We start from the raw sequence: 19072 nt of genomic DNA on the forward strand, positions 1-19072 counted from the left end.
CAACAAAGCCCACCGCTCCGATGGCAAGAAATGGGACTGCCGTGATGGCCGCTGCGGAATATCCATGAACAATTAACTCCTCCTGCCCAACCAACCCTGAATGAGAAAAACTCTCTCACCCAAGGCTGACACGAAGGGTTGCTGCGATAGCGTTCCGGGGGAGGAGGCTACTTGCGGGAGATCTGGTCCTCGCTGGTGAGCGCAGCCAAGGTGGCGGTGTCCACGTCCTGTGAGGGGCCGTTGAGGTAGCGTTCCAGTGAATCGTCCATGGCGTTGATCCACCGGGTGTGGTGTTTGGTGGCCATGGTGCCGGTGACAACGGAGCGGTGAACCATGTCGCGGTAGCCGAGGATGTCGGTTTCCTTGTGGCCCATCCAGTCCTTGAAGAGCTGCGAAACTGCGTTCAGGTCAAACGGCGGGTAGTCGGTAGCGTCAATGAGCTCGCGCAGGTAGTCCGACTGGAAATCAGCTTCGGCGTTGTGGTCCGGTAGTGCGGCCTGGCGCTCGAGCCAGAGCTGAATATCGGCCTCGCGTACTTCCGGTGAGGGGAGCGCAATAGCGCCTGTCATGACATCGCGGGCAAACCAGGCCTGCGCGTCAAACATGTTGAACGTGTAGTACTGATCCTGTGCGCCCAGGTAGAACAGGTTGGTGTTCCCTTGCCACACCACGCCCTTGTACAGATTGCTCGGGTAGAGCACGTTCTTGGACTTCAAGCTCAGTTCGCTGGGCAGGAACGGATACTTGTGCTGGTAGCCGGTGCACAGTACGACGGCGTCAAACTCACCTTGGGTGCCGTCTAAGAAGTGGGCGGTGCGGCCATCGAAGCGGGTGACCAGTGGGCGCTCTACCGTGTTCTCAGGCCAGTCGAAGCCCATGGGGCCTGAACGGTAGCTGAAGGTGATGGATGCTGCGCCCATTTTGTGGGCCTGCATGCCAATGTCTTCAGCGGAGTAACTGCTGCCGATCAGGAGCAGGTTTTTGCCGGCAAAACGCTCGGCGCCGCGGAAATCGTGGGCGTGCAGGACCTCTCCTGGGAAGCTGTTGATGCCGTCAAACTCGGGGACGGTCGGGGTGGAGAAGTGGCCGGTGGAAACCACGAGCTTGTCAAAGATGTGGTCCGTGGTTGTGCCTGTGGTCAGATCTTCAACAGTCAGGGTAAATTCTTGCGTGGCTTCGTTGTAGCTGGTGTGGCGTGCCACGGTATTGAACTGCACGTACTTGCGCACATCGGACTTTTCCACGCGGCCCTTGATGTAGTCAAAGAGGACTTCGCGGGGAGGGAAGGACGAGATGGCACGGCCAAAGTGCTCATCGAAGGAGTAGTCGGAAAATTCCAGGCATTCCTTGGGCCCGTTGGACCACAGGTGGCGGTACATACTGGAGTGCACGGGCTCGCCGTGGCCATCCAAGCCAATTCGCCAGCTGCTGTTCCACTGGCCGCCCCAATCGGACTGCTTTTCAAAGCACATGATCTCTGGGATATCCGCACCGTTTTGGCGTGCTGATTCAAAGGCTCGCAACTGGGCCATGCCGCTGGGGCCTGCGCCAATGATTCCGACTCGCAATGTCATGCTGTTCTCCTCATCATTTGGATCGACTATGTCGTTGTGAACATGACGCTTCGAATCCATGCCCGCGGCGATAGTGCGGAAGCGGACGATTCGTCAGCGCCTCCAAGCGGGGCAATAATGCGCAGGGAGCGCGGCGGCAGATATGACTGCGGCAAAAACCAGCCGGGTAAGCGCTGGTGGTCCACGGAAAATCAAGCGCAGGGGCGATGTCCGGGACCGGGGTGGTGCAAGTGGCACCAGGATTCGATCAGCAGCTTGCCGCAGATCCAAGAAGCAGCAAACCTGTTACCCATTGCAACATTTTAGAGAACGTAAGTCAAAATGGTCAGATCGATAAGCTGCGCTAATGCGTTGAATGGGGTGGGTTGGCTGAATAGCTCATTACAGCTCCGTGAGCTGCCCTCCGGAAACGGCCCAGCGGGCGTCCAGCCGAACATTTTCCAGCAGTCGGCGGTCGTGGGTTACCAGCAGCAGCGTGCCTTCGTAGCTTTCCAGAGCCTCTTCCAGCTGCTCGATGGCGGGCAGGTCAAGATGGTTGGTGGGTTCGTCGAGTACCAGTACATTCACACCGCGGGCCTGCAGCAACGCCAGTGAGGCGCGGGTGCGTTCGCCGGGGGAAAGGGCGCCCACCGGGCTGGTCACCTGATCGGCCTTGAGGCCGAATTTGGCCAGCAGTGTGCGCACCTCGGCTTGATTCAGCTCCGGCACCAGAGCCTCAAACGCATCCCCCAAGGGAGCGGCTTCCGGGAATTGGCTGCGGGCCTGATCAATCTCACCGATGGCCACGTTAGCACCCAAGGAGGCGACGCCGTCGTCCGGGGTAGTGCGGCCCAGCAGCAACCGCAAAAGGGTGGACTTCCCGGCACCATTGGGGCCGGTGATGCCAATGCGTTCACCGGCGTTGACCTGCGCCGAGACCGGGCCGAGCGTGAAATCCCCCTGCCGGACTACAGCTTCGTTCAGGGTGGAAACTACGGTGCTGGAGCGCGGGGCTGCGCCAATGCTGAACTGCAACGCCCATTCCTTGCGTGGCTCCTCAACTTCGTCCAGACGGGCGATCCTGGACTCCATCTGCCGCACCTTCTGCGCCTGCTTCTCGCTGGATTCGCTGGCCGCCTTGCGCCGAATCTTGTCATTGTCGGGGCTCTTTTTCATGGCGTTGCGCACGCCCTGGGAGCTCCATTCGCGCTGTACACGGGCCCGTCCCACGAGGTCAGCCTTTTTGTCGGCGAACTCGTCATAGGCCTCCCGGGCGTGGCGTTTGGCGATGGCGCGTTCCTCGAGGAAGGAATCGTAGCCGCCGTCGTACACGCCCACCTTGTTCTGTGCCAGATCCAGCTCCACCACGGAGGTGATGGTGCGAGCCAGGAACTCACGATCGTGGGACACCAGCACCACCCCGCCACGCAGTCCCTTCACGAACTCCTCGAGCCGGGCCAGCCCGGCCAGATCCAGATCGTTGGTGGGCTCATCTAGTAGCACGATGTCGAAGCGGCTCAACAGGAGCGCGGCCAGGGCAACGCGCGCGGCCTGCCCGCCAGAAAGCCCTGTCATGGCGGCCTCGGGGCCAACATCCAGACCGAGCTCGGCCAGGGTGGCTGGGATGCGCTCATCGAGGTCTGCGGCGCCGCACGCCAGCCAGTGATCCAGAGCTGTGGCGTAGCGGTCGTCGTCGGCGGAATTGCCGGAACCCAGGGCTTCGGCGGAGGATTCCATGGCTTCAGTGGCGGCGGTGCAGCCGGTGCGCCGGCCAATGTACGCGGCGATACTCTCGCCGTCGAGTCGCTCATGCTCCTGCGACAACCATCCGACGAAGGCGTCCTGCGGTGCTGTGCTCACGGTGCCGCCTTGCGGGGTTGCAGCGCCGGCGAGGAGGCTCAAAAGTGTTGATTTTCCGGCTCCGTTGGCGCCGACTACGCCAATGACGTCGCCGGGGGCCACCGTGAAGGAGAGACCAGTGAACAGGGTGCGGTGGGCGTGGCCGCCGGAAAGGTCCTTTGCCACAAGTGTTGCGCTCATGTATCCATCTTAAGTTGCTTCTAGGTGGTGGACGGACCTGCCCTCCGGAGCTGCTGGACCTGCCTTCCGCTCCTGCCTGTCCCGGCGGAGCCTGATGTCGAATTCATCCGTGAGTTATGGCTGTTTAGAGCACCCTAAACGGCCATAACTCACGGATGGATGTCGTGATGTTGCCCTGTGTGACGGAATCCTTGCCCGCGGGGACCAGTGGTAGGCAGACTGAGAGTCAGAATCAAGAGTTTCGACCATGCGGCCCTGGCCGGTCGAACGGCAACCCTCGCAACCATAGTGGGGTGCCCCAGGTGAGGATTCGACGCCTTCGACACCAGCCGTTGGCGTAAGTATGGCGCAGTGCCTCGCACTCGCCTTCATACGAAGGACACCACCATGAGTGAAGCAACACTTAGCGAATCAACTTTTATCCCGTCGATCGATGACGCAGCCCTCCGTTCAGCCCGCCTCGGCGAGGCCGGTGCAGCATGGGCGCAGCGGATCGGTGCCAACCCGGATAGCGCAAAGCTGACCTACAAAGTTGACGGCGTGGGCGTGGGTTCGGTGGCCACCCGCATCAGCTCCGGAAAGCACCAATTCACCGTGGACGAGCCCGCCGCGTTGGCCGGCGACGACGTGGCTGCCAGCCCGGTGGAATACGCGTTGGGTGCCATCATTTCCTGCCAAGTTGTGGTGTACCGGCTGTACGCCGAGCAGCTCGGCATTCAGGTGGATGACATCACCATCAACGCCGAGGGGGATCTGGACGTGCGCGGCCTATTTGGTCTGGATGACACCGTGCGCCCGGGGTTCAGTGATATCCGTCTGGCAGTGAACATCAGCGGTCCGGAAACACAGGAACGGTATGACGAACTGGCCCGCACCGTGGAGGCGCGTTGCCCCGTCCAAGATCTATTCAGTAACCCGACACCGTTCCGCACCTTCATCACCAAGGTGTGAGCGCTGATTTAGATGCTGGTCCAGACGGCGCTAGCCGGTGCGTGATCGAGGATAAAGCATAGGGAATCGACCGCACCGGCAAGCGTCGGGCTCAGATCCAGAGACCTAAGTGTCCAGAGGAATAGCCGCCTATGCCTCTAAGCTTCAAGGCTTCAAGGCTTCAAGGCTTCAAGGCTTCAAAGCGTCAAGGCGTCTAGGCGACGGGGCTGAGCTCAGCTTGTGCAGTAGCGGCATGTGCCAGAAGTTCTGCCTGCAACCCAGCCTCATCGTAGGTGCCGGTGAAGATGGGGGTGTCCGGTTCGAATGCAGCGCCTTGGGCGAGGTGACCGGCGTCGACCGCGTCAAACCCCAGGTGCTCCACGAAGTTCAGCACCATAGCGCGAGTCTCGGGATCGTCCGAGGCAACGGCCAGCGCGCGGCGATCAGCGGCTCCGGCGTCACGGGCATCCAACTCCAGCTCGTGGTAGCCAATGTGGTTCAGCGATTTCGCGAGCCGGGCGCCGGGAAGATGGGCGTGCACCATTTCCGAGCTGGAGCGCGCCTCGGCCAGCTCTGGCATATCGCCGTTGGTGTCGCGCCAATAGTTCATGGTGTCCAGGACGTGCTTGCCGGCAAGAGCGGCCGGATCCAGCGTGCGGAATTTGTGCAGCGGCACCGAAAGCACCACCAAATCGGAGAGCTCCATGGCGTCCTGCGCTGAGACGGCGATGGCGCCGGGAGCCATGACAGAGACGATCAAGTCGATCTTTTTCGGGTCCCCGGAGGCGGCAATCAGCACACGGTAGCCGGCCTTGATGGCCTGCCGGGCAACGCCGGTGCCTACTTTTCCGGCGCCGAGGATGCCAATGGTGGTGGTTGCCGGATCGTGGAGGGCGGGGGACTGCTGGCTCATGCGCTTACCTTCTTTGTGTTGCGGAGTTCTGCATCGATCAAGGGCTTGACCTCGGTGCCGAAGAGTTCAATGGACTTCAGGACGTCGGTTTGCGGCACCGAGGCGAAATCCATTTCCAGGATGTGGCGGTCGTGGCCCATGTGCTGATGCGTGAGCAGGATCTTCTCGGCGACCTGTTCCGGGGTACCTGTATAGATGGCGCCGGCCGGTGCGGTCTGCATGTTGTAGCTGATGCGGTTGGGAGGGGTGAAGCCGCGCTCGCGGGCAATGTCCTCCATGACTCGGCGCCAGTACGGGTAAAACGTCTCCGTGGCATTGTTCTTACTGACAAGTCCGACGGCGCTGACCCCCACCTTGAGTGCCTTGGCATCGTGCCCGGCTTGCTCGGCTCCGGCCCGGAAGAGCTGCGCGTGCCGGGCGAAGTTGCTGACGGCTCCGCCGAGCAGTGCGTAGATGACGTTGGTGCCCAATGCTGCGGCCCGTGCTGTTGAGCTGGGGGTGCCACCCGTGGCGATCCAGATGTCCAGATTGTTGTTGACGGGACGAGGATAGATGGTGGCGTCCTCCAATGCGGGCCGGAACTTGCCGCTCCACGTGATGGGCTCTTCCTTGCGGCCGGCCTCATTGAGCGCCAGCAATAGGGCGATCTTCTCTTCGTAAAGTTCCTCGTAATCGTTCAAGTCGGCGCCGAAGAGCGGGTAGGACTCAATAAAGGAGCCACGCCCCGCTGTCAGTTCCGCGCGGCCTCCCGACAGCAGGTCCAAGGTGGCGAACTGCTGGTAGACGCGGACGGGGTCCTCGGTGCTCAAGACCGTGACAGCGGAGCCTACTTTGATGTTCTTGGTTTGCGCGGCGGCGGCAGCAAGCACGGGGACGGGAGAGGAGATGGCGTACTCGGGGCGATGATGTTCGCCGAGCCCAAAGTAGTCAAGGCCTACCTCGTCGGCCAGCCGGGCGCGTTCAAGGAGATCAGCCATGCGCTGTTGCGGGCTGACCTGCGCACCCGTGACGGGATCTTGATGTACGTCACCAAAGCTGTAAACGCCTAGTTCCACGAAATGCTCCTTATTTCTGCGGTCCCGCCAGCGTGCCAGCGAGGTGGCTCACGGGCTTCTCCGTGAATATGTGTTGCTCTACAGATCATCTTACTCAAATATGATCTGTTGTAAAGCGTAGATGTCCGTTATGATGGGTGTCATGAGCAACACTGCAACCGCCGCACAGCCGCACACCAGTCCCGACGAGGACTTTGGGTGGACGCTGGGTGTTCTTGTGCGGAACTACCAAAACGCCACAAACGCTGCCATGGGGGAATCTGTGGGTGAGTTTCCGCATGGGGCGCGGGGTTACCAGGTCCTGGTGGCCGTTGTTAGCGGCGAGCAGCCCAATCAATTGGCGCTTGCCCAACATCTGGGAATTGACCGAACCGTCATGACGTATCTGGTGGATGACTTTGTGAAGGCCGGCTTGGTGGAGCGTCAACTCAACCCCGCCGATCGCCGTGCCCGCATAGTGGTGGCGACGGATTCTGGGCTTGCGGTACTGGCTGATCTGCAGCAGCGCGTGGCCGAAGCCGAGCGTGCGGTCCTGGGCGCACTTGCCGATGACGAGCGGGAGCTGTTCCGCTCACTATTGCGCCGGGTAGCGTGCGATGCCCCCATTGCTTCCGAACATGATCTGGGTGCTTGCGAGGCAGTTGAAGAAATGCTCGGGACGAAAGGGTAGCTCTCTACGGACTAGTTCCCCACGGTCCTGTCTGGGGCCTTAGATAGGGTTGCGCCGGGGGAGCAGGAACACCCGATGAACGCTTGTGGAAGCGGTTGATCCTTCTTCTCGAGTTGATCAATCGTGGTGTCGAGCGAAGACGCGAGGGCCAAGATGGAGATGTCCTGCGGAATGCGGTAACCAGCTTGTTGTAACCCGGCCACGAAACCAGGCCCGGCATGTTCATTCATCATGAGCACACACGTGGTTCTGGCGTGCTTGGCGACAAGTTCGCGGGCCAGCTCGCGGCCACCCGCAGATGAGTGCAATCCGCTCATGATAGATCCGGTCAGGCCGCGCACGCGGTCCGCGAGAATGAGTCCGCGAGAATGAGCAGGACGCCCTGGGGGTGGAAGGTGGTGGCAGTTACACGCCGCGGCCGCCTGGCTGTTGGGCAATTGTGTTTATGAGGCGGTTCAGGCGCAGCGCCAGCTGAATGTCGAGGCTGCGTGCCGGCTCCTTCCAATCGGGGCCGATGAGGTCGTCCATGCGTTCGAGCCGGTTGTACAGCGTATTCGCATGGATGTGCAGCGCGGCGCAGGTCCGGGCGTGGTGTTGTGACAATTCCAGGTAGGTGGAGAGCGTGGCGGCAAGGTTCCTGCCATGCTCCGTGTCGTAGTCCAGCAACCTGCCCACGCACTGCTTCACGAATACGGCAATGTCGTTGCGGCCTGACTGGCTGAACACGGCGCGGTAAATCCCCAACTCGGAGTCTTCGGCAACATCGTGCGGGCGGCCCAAGGCGTTGAGCATCGTGGCGGTTTGCACAGCCGAGGTGTGTGCTGAACGCAGAGCCCGCATTCCGCTACTGCAGGAAGCCAGGCCCACTGCTCCGGAGAAGTTTCCGTTGGTCAACTGCTGAACATAAGCCTTCGCGGCCGCCGCGTCAGTGTCCGGCAGCAGCGCCACCATATGTTCCCCGTGTTGGCCTGACCACCCTTGGAAGTGCCGCGCCACCCGCGTTGCCAGCCGCCGCGCGTCGTCCGCTTCCTTGCTGCCGGGATCGGCAGAGACAACGACGACGGCGCTCACCCTGCCGATATCGATGCCGGCGGCGGAGGCGTGCCGTGCCACGCTGTCCTCATCGGCCTGGCTGCCCAGCAAGGTGTTCATGAATTCACTGCGGGTGCGCATTTCCATTTCGGCCAGGGAACGGTCCGTGGCCACCAGGATGGCGATGGAGGTGGCGCCCAATGGCAACAGCCGCAGCGCCTCGCCGTCGAGCGGTTCGGGCGAATCCGCCACGACAACGCCGCCGTAGCCCGTGGACAGCATGACCGGCACTGCCACTCGATGCAGCCCGCCGGCGTTGCCCAGGAACGGAGCATCGGATGTTGAACCAGCGAACAGCGCTGCAAACTCGGCATTGTCGGCGTCTTCAAAGCGGACAGGGAGGCCGATGGTGTCCTGTAATTCGGCCAGAATGTCCACAGGTTTCCCGCCGCGGATCACGCTCTGGGTCAGCCGTTCGCGCAGATCGAAGGCCCGCTGCCGGGTGGCGTTGGCGGCCTTGAGCTCGTCAACTGCCTTGCGCAGCTGCGACTCGGATCGTTGCTGCTGTTCATAAAGCTGGGCATTGCGGATGGCGACTGAGGCGTGCGCCGCAAGGGCAGCAAGCAGCTCGATTTCACGTTCGGTGAATCTGCGGGGACGGCGGTTGGCGGCCAGCAGCACCCCCAGCGTCTTATCGCCGGCCTGGAGCGGGACTCCCAAAATACCGCCGAGGTGCTCGCTGCTTGCCACCTCATCAACATCGCTGAGGTGGGCGATCATGGGGTCGTGCAGGTAGTCCTCCGTCCACTGTGGTTTGCCTGCACGCAGGACCTGGCCTCCCAGCCCTTCGCCGAGGCCCACTTCAGTGCCAGCCAGAATGGATCCAAGAGAACCATCGGAAACCTCAATGCGGAGAAGTCTCCGGCCCTTGCGGCTGCTTTCGGTTTTCCCGTCCCGGACCCCATCCTGGCGGAGCATCAAGTAGGCAACATCGGCGTGGAGCAGCCGCCGGGCCTGGCTTGCCACCTCCTGGAGTAGATTCTGTGGTTCGTGCAGCGAGGCAAGCCTGCGGGCAAGATCGTTGAGCACCGTGAGCTCGTCCGCGTGCTCGCGGCGCTCGGCCAAGCGTTCCATGATTGTCTGGGCTTGACGGGCCTGACGTTCTATTTCAGCGCGCTCCGGGCCGGCTGCCGCATCCAGCAGCCCGCGCCGGTAAGCCTGCGCATCGTCCAGTGATGGGTCGCGGGCCAGCAGACCCAGCCACCCCTCGGCAGTGGCGAAATGGCTGGGGCCGAGCTGTCCGGCGTCGTCATTTACGGCGGAGCGGGCAACAGCGGCATCGGTGTTGTTGGCGGCAACGTGGCCGCTCTCGGAGGGAAGCACGCCTCAGTATTGCATGCTGGCGCTATTCGAGCTTGTCTTTGTTGGCTGCTGCCCGCAGGTCCGGTGCGAGGGTAGTTCTCAGTCTCACCACCACCAGACTGGCCAGAACCATGACCGCGCCAACCACCCACATGCCCGCCTGCTGGGAACCGGTGATCTCAGCCAGCTTGCCGGTGACCAGCGGGCCAATGAACCCGGAGAAATTGCCAAAGGAATTGATGAAGGCGATGCCGGCGGCCGCCGCGGCACCCGTCAGGAACAAGCTGGGCAGGGGCCAAAAAGTGGGCAGTGCCGCGCAGATGCCCATGGTGCAGATGGTGATCGCCACCATGGCTGCGAAGGGTGAATTCAGGTACAGGGCCACTGGGATGGCAATGCCACCCAAGGCCGTGGGGGCCGCGACGTGCCAGATTCGTTCGCCTGTTTTGTCGCCGTGCTTGGCCCAGAAGTACATAGAGAAGGCGCCGAAAACGAACGGAATGGCAACGATGAAGCCCTGCTGCATCACGGTGAAGTCAGTATTGAACTGTTCCGCGAAGCCGGCCACGATGGTGGGCAGGAAGAAGTTGATCGCGTAAAGGCCATAGGTGATGCCGAAGTAGACGAACGCAAGGGCCCACACGCGCCCCTTGGTCAGGGCGGCCTTGATGGACAGGCTGTGGCGGCTGGCGGTCTCGGCCTCTTCCGAGTCGATCTGCTGCTGCAACCATGCGCGCTCATCCGGCTTGAGCCATTTCGCCTGGGCGGGCTTGTCCGTCAGATAGAACCAGCACATGATGCCCAGAATCACTGCCGGGAGGCCTTCCATGAGGAACATGAAGCGCCAGCCGTCCAGGCCAAAGACGCCGTCGCCCGCCGTGATCAGCCAGGACGACAGCGGGGAGCCGATGGCCGCGGAGAGCGGTACGGCCAGGATGAACACCGCCAGTGCCTTCGCCCGTTGCTGCTTGGGGAACCAGAACGTCATGTAGAGGATGATGCCTGGGAAGAATCCGGCCTCGGCCACACCCAGCAGGAATCGCATCACATACAAGGTCCCGACATTGGGCACAAACGTCATCAAGGTCGCGATGATGCCCCAGCTGACCATGATCCTGGCGATCCAGCGCCTGGCGCCAAACTTGTTCAGGGCCAGGTTGCTGGGCACCTCCAGGAGCAGGTAGCCGATGAAGAACAGGCCGGAGGCCATGCCAAAGGTGGTTGCCGTCAGCCCCAGTGTTTCGTTCAGTCCGTGGGGCGCGGCGAACGCGAGGTTGGTGCGGTCAAGATAGTTGATCAGGTACAGCAGGCCGAGAAAAGGCAACAGCCTGCCGGACACTTTGCGCACAACGCGCTTGCGCATCGCCGCGTCGCTTGCCTGCATTTGGGTGGTGGTCATGGCGATCCTTGGGAGGGTAGGTGAATGCGGGCGTCAGGCCGTGACGGACTGGGGGAATGCCTTGCCGGGGTTCAGGGTGCCGAGCGGGTCAAGGGCAACCTTGATGCCCTTGTGCATCGTGATGACGCGCTCCTCCAGTTCAGCGCCAGCGCCTTCAAGTTTGAGCAGGCCAACCCCGTGCTCCCCTGTCACGGTGCCACCCAGGAGCCGGCAGTCCGCAACGATTTCGTCGAAGGCAATTTTGGCCCGCGCTTTGGCTGCTTCGTCTCCCACGGGAGCGATAATCAGAGGGTGCAGGTTGCCATCGCCGGCGTGCGCAATGTTGGCAATCACGACGTCGTGCCTCGCCGCTGAGGCCTGGATACGCGAGAGCATCTCCGGCACGGCCGCGCGCGGTACGCACACGTCCTCCGTAAGAACCGGCCCAAGCCGTTCCAGTGCGGGGTAGGCCATGCGCCGGGCAAGAAAGAGCGTAGCGATCATTTCCGGGTCGGTGGCCTGTTCAATATGGCTGCCGCCGTGGTCCGCGAAGATTCCGGCCAGCTTGGTGGCAAGTTCCGCGCCGGTGCTGCCTGGTTCGTCAACAGTAGCCAAAAGCATGACGTTGACGTCCTCGGGCAGTCCCAGCTTCAGCCAGTTGTCCACGGCCCGGAGGCAGGTGCTGTCGATGAGCTCCATGGCGGCCGGCACGATCCCGGCAGCCGTCACGGCTGCCACAGCCCGTCCCGCATCCGGCAGCGACGGGAAGTAGCCAATGACTGCCCGGTCCTGCCGTCCCGAGAGAGGCAGTAGCTTGACCGTCACTTCCGTGATGATGCCCAGGGTCCCTTCCGAACCGACCATGAGCGAGGTGAAGTCATAGCCAGTGACGCCCTTGGCGGTGCGGTGGCCCAGATGGACGATTTCACCATCCGCCAGCACAACCGTCATGCCCAGCACATAGTCACCGGTGACGCCATACTTGACGCAGCAAATCCCGCCAGCGTTCGTGGCCGCATTGCCGCCAATGGTTGAGATGTTGGAGCTGGCCGGATCCGGCGGGTACCAGAGTCCCTTGGCGGCCACAGCCTCTCGCAGCTTGTCATTGATGACGCCCGCTTCGGCCACCGCGAGTCCTTCGCCGGGGTTGATCTCAAGGACACGGTTCATGAGCTCAAGGGAGAGGATGATGCAGTTCTCCACGCTGTTGGCGCCACCGGAAAGTCCTGTCCCGGCGCCCCGGGGGACCACCTTTAGTCCGTGGCTTGCTGCATAACGCACGACGGCGGCCACCTCAGCTGTGTTTTGGGCCAGCACCACCGCCAGCGGTGTGGTGAACGGCGCCCACTCCGCGTCGTCGTGGCTGTATTTCTGCAGCGAAGGCCCGTCGTGAAGCACTTTTCCGTCCGGGACCAACATGGACAGCTCGTCCGCTAGGGTGGTTTCTTGCTCCGTTGAGGTCATTCTTGGTTGCTCCTTTGATGTGGCGACATCCGCTCGGGCGGCGGGAAACCGGCCGGATTGATCCAACACTATTGGGAGATTCACGTCACATCAATGGAGATTTAATCCACTGGAACTAGGGTGCATTGGAGAAAGCCTCCAGTCGTGCTTGGCAAGCGGCCGGGCCCGGCACCGTTGCTTCCAGCTTCGCCTGGCGGGTCACCAAGCCGGGGCGGCGGGTCACTTCTGCCGCAGGCGAGATGCAGGACATTGCGGGCTACCTGGGGCCACAGTCCCAGGCGGCCCGCTGGCGTTACCCATCCACGCTGCAGCCGGATAATACGCTGCTCTTCGGACGCCCTGGGCGCGCGAAGAAGTGCCAGGGCCGCCCGTCTCGTCGGCGAGATCCGCAAGGGCACGGCCGATGGCAGGGGTAAATCCGGAACCCTCCGATTCTCCTATACCCGCCCGCACATAAGTCCATTCCTCTGGCTCCGACAAGCATTGGCTCGATGCTCGCCAATACCGCCTGATCCGAGGTGATTTGGTCATCGAACTTGGAACGGGACGGCCTTAACGATGATGCGCATCATACGGAAAGTGACCCGAATGCGAGAATTCTGGGGATCTAGCGTGACTCATCCGTGCAGGACTCTCGAAGAGCCTTACGGCAGAGTTTCTTTCTCGCTGCGTACAGCTGCGGCAAGCTCAGCCTCAAGCCGGGCAAGTTTCGTTTCGTAGCGGGCCTGCTTGTGGCCTTCAACGCTCAGTTCAGTCCAGTAGGCGGCTTCGCGTGCTCCATCGAAGCAGGCAATTAATCCGTGGGTCAGCCGGTTTTTGGGCCGAGCGGCCAACCGGTATTCCAAAGGGGTCATGTGGGTTGACTGCGGTTTGCGGAAGATCAGCAGCAGCGAAGGTGTTAACCAGAGGAAATATCCCATGAGTGAATGCAGTACTCGTTCGTTCTGGAGCGCTGCCACCGTCAAGGGGCTGACTACGGCCAAGGCCACCACAACCAATAAAACCAAGGAATATCCCAAACCCACACCCGGATGGGGATTGCTGCGGTACAAGGAGACAGCCAAGGCAGTCAGCGTCGCGGTGGCAACCGCCAACAAGATCAATGCCACGAGAGACAGCGCTAAAAGCACGGGCGAGAAACTACTGTTGAGGATCAGCGGGACAACGGTAAATACCAGACCACTGCCTGCCCACCACAGCACCAATTTGACCGTCTTTGCCGGCGCAACCCTGATCCGAGTCCTGGCAGAAACTCCCCACATGCGCTCCCAACGGTGAGTGTGCAGACGCATGGCGGTGGTCAGATGAAACTCGTCAATCTCGCGCTGCACGGCTGCATCTCGCTGGCGCACAACAGAGAAGATGACCAGCATCAGGCACAGCAGGCCCAAGAAGAACTTGGGACCAGAATCAGGATCGGAGGGGAGGAAGAATACGTTGTGCAGCGCCATCCACATGGTGGCCGCCGCAGCGATTCCCACGAGCAGGGTCAAGAGTTCAAGCAGGTCATCCAACGCCATGACCTGGGCTTGATTAGCCATGCCCAGCGGGTTGCGTCCACTGAACACCAACGCCACCAAAATGGTGGCCGTGGCACCAATGATCCAGCCGAGGGCGTCAAGACCAAAGTCGAAGGTTTCCGGACTGGTGAAGGGTGCCAAGATCCGTTCACTGAAACGGGCCCACACCACATTCAGGTCACCAAAGGAGGCCACGATGGCCTTATCAGCTGGGTGGTGCACCTGCAGGATCAGCAGACACATGAGCCAGCCGAGAAAGAGCAAAGTAAAAATCTGTCTCCGCTGGCTACGCTTTTCGCGGTGAAAATCCGCAACAGCAGCCATGGTGTGTTCGTGTGTCGTGGCCAATTCTGTCCCCTTGATTGTCCCTATTCGGTGATCCTAGCCGAGCCCGTTCAAAGAATGTGGGTTCCTGTTGGATTCGGGCGCACACGTGTACTAGGGTAAATGATTGTGAGATAGATAACGCAGCCCCCGCCCGCGCCGATCGCTTCCGCTCTAACAGTGGATTGCCGGATCGCGCCTGACATGCCTGCCAATCCACAATTCTCGTTAGAAGGCCGTAGTGCGCTCGTTTCCTTACAAATCCGCCAAAAAACCGGACCTTCGCTCGCCTGACCGTTATCTCCTGTGGTTGGCGGGTGCCCAACGCGGCACGCTCTGGCTGGGGATCTTCTACGGCTCCATCTGGACGGTGTGCCAGGCGTTGACCCCCTACATCCTGGGCCAGGCGATTGATCAGGGGATTCTGCCCGGTGACTTCGCCCGGCTCTCCGTCTGGGTCGGACTACTGGTCGGGATCACCGTGGTCCAGTCAGTCTCAACCACCCTGCGCCACCGCGCAGCCGTGAGCAACTGGATGCAGGCGGCGTACCGTTCCTCGCAAGTGGTGGGCTACAAGGTCACCCGCAGCGGGGACGCCCTGCCACAAAAGTTCTCTACCGGTGAGGTGGTCTCCACCAGCGCCTCCGATGCCATGCGAATTGGCGAAATCTTTGACGTGGTTGCGCGTCTGGCCGGATCCGTAGTGGGTTACCTGCTGGTTTCCTACTTGGTCTTCCAAACGTCCTGGCAGCTTGGCCTTGTGGTGTTAGTGGGCGTGCCGCTGTGCGGTGCCGCCCTGTTGTTCGTGATTCGTCCGCTCCAAAGGCGGCAGAAGGATCAGCGCGAAGCGGCCGGACAAATGACTGCGCTCGGCGCCGACACCGTTGCCGGACTGCGCGTGTTGCGAGGCATTGGCGGGGAACACATTTTCGTGGAGCGCTACCGGGAACGGTCGCGGGCAACCCAGCTCGCCGGGAACAAGGTAGCTTATTCGCTGGCCGACTTGGACGCCGCTCAGGTCTTCGTGGTCGGCGTCTTCAGCGTCGCCTTCACCTGGATCGGTGCCCTGCAAGCCGTATCGGGGCAGATCGAGGCCGGCCAGCTCGTGGCACTCTACGGTTATGCGGTCTTCTTAGTCTCGCCCATCCGCACCGCTGCCGACGGCGTCTCCCGCTTCATTCGCGCCCACGTTGGTGCCAAACGCATCATCGATGTGTTGTCCACACCCTCTGCCGTGCACGACGCCGAGACCACAGTTCCTGCACCGTCGGCACCTAGCGCTTTGGTGGATTCGGTGACGGGGGTGATGGTTTCCCCGGGCGGGCTCAGCGCCATTGTCTCGGGCGATCCGGAACACTCGGCATCTTTGGCCCGGCGATTGGGCCGCTTTGAAGACGCCGTACTGCGTGAGGCGCAAGTGCGGTGGGGCGATGAGGCCCTGCACCTGATGCCGTTGCGCGAGGTGCGCTCACGCATTGTGGTTTCCGACGCTGAGCCCCAGCTCTTCACGGGAACCCTTCGCGAGGAGCTGGACCCCACGGGAGAGCACACGGATGCCGAAATCATGGCGGCCATTGACGTGGCCAGCGCGGAGGATGTCTTCGACGGGCTGGAAGACGGTTTGAATGATGAGGTCACGGAGAAGGGTCGCAGCTTCTCCGGAGGCCAGCGCCAACGCCTGACCTTGGCGCGAGCTGTGTTGACAGAGGCCGAGGTGCTGGTGCTGATTGAGCCCACCAGCGCCGTTGACGCCCACACCGAATCACGCATTGCCACCGCGCTGCGCCGCACCCGCAACACCCCCGGCCACACCACCGTGGTGGTCACGGCCAGCCCGCTGCTGCTGAGTGCCATGGACACCGTGGCATTTTTGCAGGACGGCAAGCTGCGGGCCCAAGGCACGCACCGGCATTTGCTGGACACCGAGCCCGACTACCGCAAGGTGGTCATCCGCGGTGAAGGCATGGACGGACATGGCGGAACCGCGGCGGATCATGCGGCAAGCGCCCAGGCAAGCGCCCAGGCGAGCAACGGCGTCGAACTTGCCAACAACAGCAACAACGTCATGCACGGAGGGGAGAACTAATGGCTGAAACGAAGCTTCCTGTGGCAAATTCTGCCGAGGTCAAGGCCGAGGGTTTGCGCCTCATGGGCATGCACAAAAAGCCGCTCGCAGGCGTTGTTGGCCTGTACGGTGTGGCCGCTGTTGCGGGATTGGCGGGGCCGTTCCTGCTGGGCCGGCTGGTGGATGCCATCAGCGTTGGCACCACCGCCGGGTTCGTGGCCATGGTGGCGCTGGCGCTCGCCGGATTCGTCATTGTCCAGACGGTGCTGGCTCGATGGGCACGGCGCAAGGGCATGATTCTGGGTGAGAAGGTCTTTGCCCAGCTGCGCGAGGAATTCATGGAGCAAGTCACCTCGCTGCCGCTCTCAACAGTGGAAAAAGCGGGTACCGGTGATCTGGTCTCGCGCACCACCAATGACGTGGACGCGGTCTCGCACACGGTCCGCTTCGGCGTGCCGCAGGTGCTGGTTTCGGTGGCAACCATTGCGCTGACGGTGGCCGCGGCGGTGCTTACGAGCCCGCTCGTAGCCGTGGCGTTGCTCATTGGCGTGCCGTTGCTGGTGCCTGTCACGCGCTGGTACCTCAAGCGCGCCACCCCCGGCTATTTGGCTGAGCGGGAGAGCTACGCCGGTCTCAACGGTGCCATCACCGAGACCATTGAGGGTGCCCGCACGGTCGATGCGCTGAGTCTGGGCCAGCATCGCCGCGACCGGATCGACGCGGCTCTGCGGAACTGCTTTGAACGTGAAAAATACACCCTGGGCCTGCGCACCGTGCTCTTCCCCGTGGCTGAACTTTCCTTTTGGCTCCCAGTAGCTGGGGTGCTGTTGTGGGGTGGCTGGCTGTCCTCGCAGGATCTGGTGACCACGGGTATGGTGGCCACGGTTGCGCTCTACGCCATGCAGCTCATTGACCCCGTGGACACCTTGATCATGTGGATTGATGAGATTCAGGTGGGCGCGTCCTCGCTGGCCCGGATTGTGGGCATTCGCGATGTCAAGGCTGACCGCATTGCCAAGGACGCCGTCCCCGCCGACGATCTGCTGGTGGTGGATGACGTCCGCTACGCCTACCGTCCCGGGCACAATGTTTTGCACGGCATCGACCTGACGCTGCGGCAGGGGGAGCGGCTGGCCATGGTGGGTCCCTCCGGCGCTGGCAAGTCCACGCTGGGCAGGTTGTTGGCTGGAATCCACGGACCCACGTCCGGTTCGGTCACGGTGGGCGGGGTGCCGCTGGTGGACCGGCCGCTGGATGAATTGCGTGGCGAGGTGGCTCTCGTGACGCAGGAACACCACGTATTTGTGGGGACGCTGGCCGATAACGTCCGCCTAGGTAAGGCCAACGCCAGTGACGCTGAGATCGAAAAGGCCCTGTCCGACGTCGGATCCTTAGCTTGGGTGCGTGCCCTCCCCAAGGGCTTGGCTACTGAGGTGGGTTCGGGTTCGCACACATTGACGCCGGCTCAGGCGCAGGAATTGGCCCTCGCGCGGCTGGTACTGGCCGATCCGCACACGCTGGTGCTGGATGAGGCCACCTCGCTGATTGATCCGCAGGCTGCACGGGATCTGGAGTTTTCGCTCAGTGCCGTGTTGGAGGGGCGGACAGTGATCGCGATTGCGCACCGTTTGCACACCGCGCACGACGCCGATCGGGTCGCCGTGGTGGAAAAGGGACGGATCACAGAGCTGGGCTCGCACGACGAACTGTTGGCGCAGGACGGTTCCTACGCGGCACTGTGGAACTCGTGGCGGCAGGACGCCTGAGCTCCGCCCCGGTGCTCGAGTGTGTCGAGACCCCGCCGGGGCCTGTTGGGTCTGCGGAAAGGGGCGTAACGTTCAAAGAGGGGGACGCGTTGGACCGACCCGGCCCGGTGCGTGTCTGCTCGTAAGATCACCAGGAGTTCACTATGCCTGACAAACAGCCACACCACCACGAACACAAAAAGCTGGACAAGGGCCATGCAATCAAGGCCAAGCGTGCAGAGAAAAAGGCCCGTAGCGCAGCCGTTGAGGCTGCTGACCCAGTGGCCCACATCGCCAAGAAACGGTAGTGCTCAGCTACGTTCGTGGCCGCGCCCTGGCAGCAGAGGAAGTGCCGTATGGGTCTTCTGACGTTCACCATCAACGTCACTCTTGATGGTTGCGTCGACCATCAAGAGGGTATCTCCGATGAGGAGACGCACACGTACTTCACCCGACTGTTGGATGAGAGCGGCGCAATGCTCTGGGGCCGCACGACCTACGAGATGATGGAGAGCTACTGGCCGGCGGTCGCCCGAGGGGACTTCGATGCGCCGCCGGCGCTACGCGAGTGGGCGCTTAAGCTGGAGTCCAAGTCCAAATACGTGGTGTCGGCGACTCGGAGTGATTTCCCGTGGACCAACAGCCACCACATCGAGGGCGAACTGCGCACGGCGGTGCAAGCACTCAAAGATCAGACACCCCGCGGGGTGCTCGTTGGCAGCGGCAAACTTGCGACGCAGCTGGACCGGTTGGATTTGATTGACGAGTACAAATTCCTCGTCCATCCCATGATCGCTGGCCACGGCCCCACCCTGTACCAAGGTGGACTGCCCAGCACTCGACGCCTCGAGCTGATCTCGGCCGAGCCGCTGAGCAACGGCGCGGTCGCCATGCACTATCGCCGGACTGACTGACGCCCGTCGAGCTGCCTGAGGCCCGTCGAGCGGGGCGGCGCACATCGTCAGAAGGCGCTGGTGCCCGCTTCGGAACGCAGACCGGCTAGATGCATATGCATGGAATA

15 protein-coding genes and 1 riboswitch are annotated in these 19072 nt (G+C 62.1%); of the genes, 6 read left to right on the top strand and 9 right to left on the bottom strand.

Features of this window, described 5'->3' with window-relative positions; translation table 11 throughout:
* Window positions 1-167: 167 nt before the first annotated feature.
* A complete protein-coding gene (locus tag AB0O97_RS07650; protein ID WP_363841972.1) occupies window positions 168-1574 on the bottom strand; it encodes an NAD(P)/FAD-dependent oxidoreductase in 1407 nt (468 codons plus the stop codon).
* Window positions 1575-1955: 381 nt separating this feature from the next.
* Complete coding sequence (locus AB0O97_RS07655; RefSeq protein ID WP_363881473.1) at window positions 1956-3593, bottom strand: ABC-F family ATP-binding cassette domain-containing protein; 1638 nt, start codon at window positions 3591-3593, stop codon at window positions 1956-1958.
* Window positions 3594-3823: 230 nt separating this feature from the next.
* A riboswitch (SAM riboswitch) is annotated at window positions 3824-3943 on the top strand.
* 37 nt (window positions 3944-3980) lie between these two features.
* On the opposite strand from AB0O97_RS07655, the gene AB0O97_RS07660 reads away from it, so the two are divergent.
* Entirely contained in the window at window positions 3981-4544 is a 564-nt protein-coding gene (locus AB0O97_RS07660; protein WP_363881475.1) for an OsmC family protein, read from the top strand.
* 193 nt (window positions 4545-4737) lie between these two features.
* Here the strand turns inward: AB0O97_RS07660 and AB0O97_RS07665 are convergent, their stop codons facing one another.
* Window positions 4738-5436 carry an NAD(P)-binding domain-containing protein gene (locus tag AB0O97_RS07665; protein WP_363881477.1) on the bottom strand — a complete coding sequence of 233 codons (699 nt, stop codon included), beginning with the start codon at window positions 5434-5436 and terminating at the stop codon, window positions 4738-4740.
* Window positions 5433-6491, bottom strand: a complete 1059-nt coding sequence (locus tag AB0O97_RS07670) for an LLM class flavin-dependent oxidoreductase (protein WP_363881479.1) — start codon at window positions 6489-6491, stop codon at window positions 5433-5435. Before AB0O97_RS07670 ends, AB0O97_RS07665 begins: the two co-directional genes overlap by 4 nt.
* A 142-nt stretch (window positions 6492-6633) precedes the next feature.
* On the opposite strand from AB0O97_RS07670, the gene AB0O97_RS07675 reads away from it, so the two are divergent.
* Window positions 6634-7161, top strand: a complete 528-nt coding sequence (locus AB0O97_RS07675) for a MarR family winged helix-turn-helix transcriptional regulator (protein WP_363881481.1) — start codon at window positions 6634-6636, stop codon at window positions 7159-7161.
* Window positions 7162-7172: 11 nt separating this feature from the next.
* On the opposite strand, the gene AB0O97_RS07680 is transcribed toward AB0O97_RS07675, so the two are convergent.
* The 5 genes from AB0O97_RS07680 to AB0O97_RS07700 form a co-directional block, all read right to left on the bottom strand.
* Complete coding sequence (locus tag AB0O97_RS07680) at window positions 7173-7478, bottom strand: hypothetical protein (RefSeq protein ID WP_363881483.1); 306 nt, start codon at window positions 7476-7478, stop codon at window positions 7173-7175.
* 88 nt (window positions 7479-7566) lie between these two features.
* Window positions 7567-9576, bottom strand: coding sequence for a GAF domain-containing protein (locus tag AB0O97_RS07685; protein WP_363881485.1), 2010 nt, complete (start codon window positions 9574-9576; stop codon window positions 7567-7569).
* A 22-nt stretch (window positions 9577-9598) separates the two neighbouring features.
* On the bottom strand, window positions 9599-10954 hold the full coding sequence (locus tag AB0O97_RS07690) for an MFS transporter (RefSeq protein ID WP_363881487.1): 1356 nt from the start codon (window positions 10952-10954) through the stop codon (window positions 9599-9601).
* Between the two features lie 33 nt (window positions 10955-10987).
* Complete coding sequence (locus tag AB0O97_RS07695; RefSeq protein ID WP_363881489.1) at window positions 10988-12397, bottom strand: FAD-linked oxidase C-terminal domain-containing protein; 1410 nt, start codon at window positions 12395-12397, stop codon at window positions 10988-10990.
* Between the two features lie 644 nt (window positions 12398-13041).
* On the bottom strand, window positions 13042-14265 hold the full coding sequence (locus AB0O97_RS07700; RefSeq protein ID WP_363881491.1) for a hypothetical protein: 1224 nt from the start codon (window positions 14263-14265) through the stop codon (window positions 13042-13044).
* A gap of 217 nt (window positions 14266-14482) precedes the next feature.
* Between AB0O97_RS07700 and AB0O97_RS07705 the strand changes: the two genes are divergently transcribed.
* The 4 genes from AB0O97_RS07705 to AB0O97_RS07720 all read left to right on the top strand — a co-directional run bounded on the left by AB0O97_RS07705 (window position 14483) and on the right by AB0O97_RS07720 (window position 18965).
* The gene (locus AB0O97_RS07705; protein ID WP_363881493.1) at window positions 14483-16327 is read left to right on the top strand and encodes an ABC transporter ATP-binding protein; all 1845 of its coding nucleotides are present in this window, start codon (window positions 14483-14485) and stop codon (window positions 16325-16327) included.
* Entirely contained in the window at window positions 16327-18072 is a 1746-nt protein-coding gene (locus tag AB0O97_RS07710; RefSeq protein WP_363881495.1) for an ABC transporter ATP-binding protein, read from the top strand. Before AB0O97_RS07705 ends, AB0O97_RS07710 begins: the two co-directional genes overlap by 1 nt.
* Window positions 18073-18215: 143 nt before the next feature.
* Complete coding sequence (locus AB0O97_RS07715) at window positions 18216-18359, top strand: hypothetical protein (RefSeq protein ID WP_363841940.1); 144 nt, start codon at window positions 18216-18218, stop codon at window positions 18357-18359.
* A gap of 48 nt (window positions 18360-18407) precedes the next feature.
* A complete protein-coding gene (locus AB0O97_RS07720; protein ID WP_363881497.1) occupies window positions 18408-18965 on the top strand; it encodes a dihydrofolate reductase family protein in 558 nt (185 codons plus the stop codon).
* Window positions 18966-19072 lie beyond the last annotated feature (107 nt).

The sequence above is a fragment of the Specibacter sp. NPDC078692 genome (genome assembly GCF_040686835.1).
Taxonomy (GTDB): domain Bacteria; phylum Actinomycetota; class Actinomycetes; order Actinomycetales; family Micrococcaceae; genus Specibacter.

Coding starts and splice junctions, on each gene's coding strand:
- AB0O97_RS07650 (WP_363841972.1), bottom strand. CDS start 1,574: ATGACATTGCGAGTCGGAATCATTGGCGCAGGCCCCAGCGGCATGGCC.
- AB0O97_RS07660 (WP_363881475.1), top strand. CDS start 3,981: ATGAGTGAAGCAACACTTAGCGAATCAACTTTTATCCCGTCGATCGAT.
- AB0O97_RS07710 (WP_363881495.1), top strand. CDS start 16,327: ATGGCTGAAACGAAGCTTCCTGTGGCAAATTCTGCCGAGGTCAAGGCC.
- AB0O97_RS07655 (WP_363881473.1), bottom strand. CDS start 3,593: ATGAGCGCAACACTTGTGGCAAAGGACCTTTCCGGCGGCCACGCCCAC.
- AB0O97_RS07665 (WP_363881477.1), bottom strand. CDS start 5,436: ATGAGCCAGCAGTCCCCCGCCCTCCACGATCCGGCAACCACCACCATT.
- AB0O97_RS07695 (WP_363881489.1), bottom strand. CDS start 12,397: ATGACCTCAACGGAGCAAGAAACCACCCTAGCGGACGAGCTGTCCATG.
- AB0O97_RS07675 (WP_363881481.1), top strand. CDS start 6,634: ATGAGCAACACTGCAACCGCCGCACAGCCGCACACCAGTCCCGACGAG.
- AB0O97_RS07680 (WP_363881483.1), bottom strand. CDS start 7,478: ATGAGCGGATTGCACTCATCTGCGGGTGGCCGCGAGCTGGCCCGCGAA.
- AB0O97_RS07720 (WP_363881497.1), top strand. CDS start 18,408: ATGGGTCTTCTGACGTTCACCATCAACGTCACTCTTGATGGTTGCGTC.
- AB0O97_RS07690 (WP_363881487.1), bottom strand. CDS start 10,954: ATGACCACCACCCAAATGCAGGCAAGCGACGCGGCGATGCGCAAGCGC.
- AB0O97_RS07715 (WP_363841940.1), top strand. CDS start 18,216: ATGCCTGACAAACAGCCACACCACCACGAACACAAAAAGCTGGACAAG.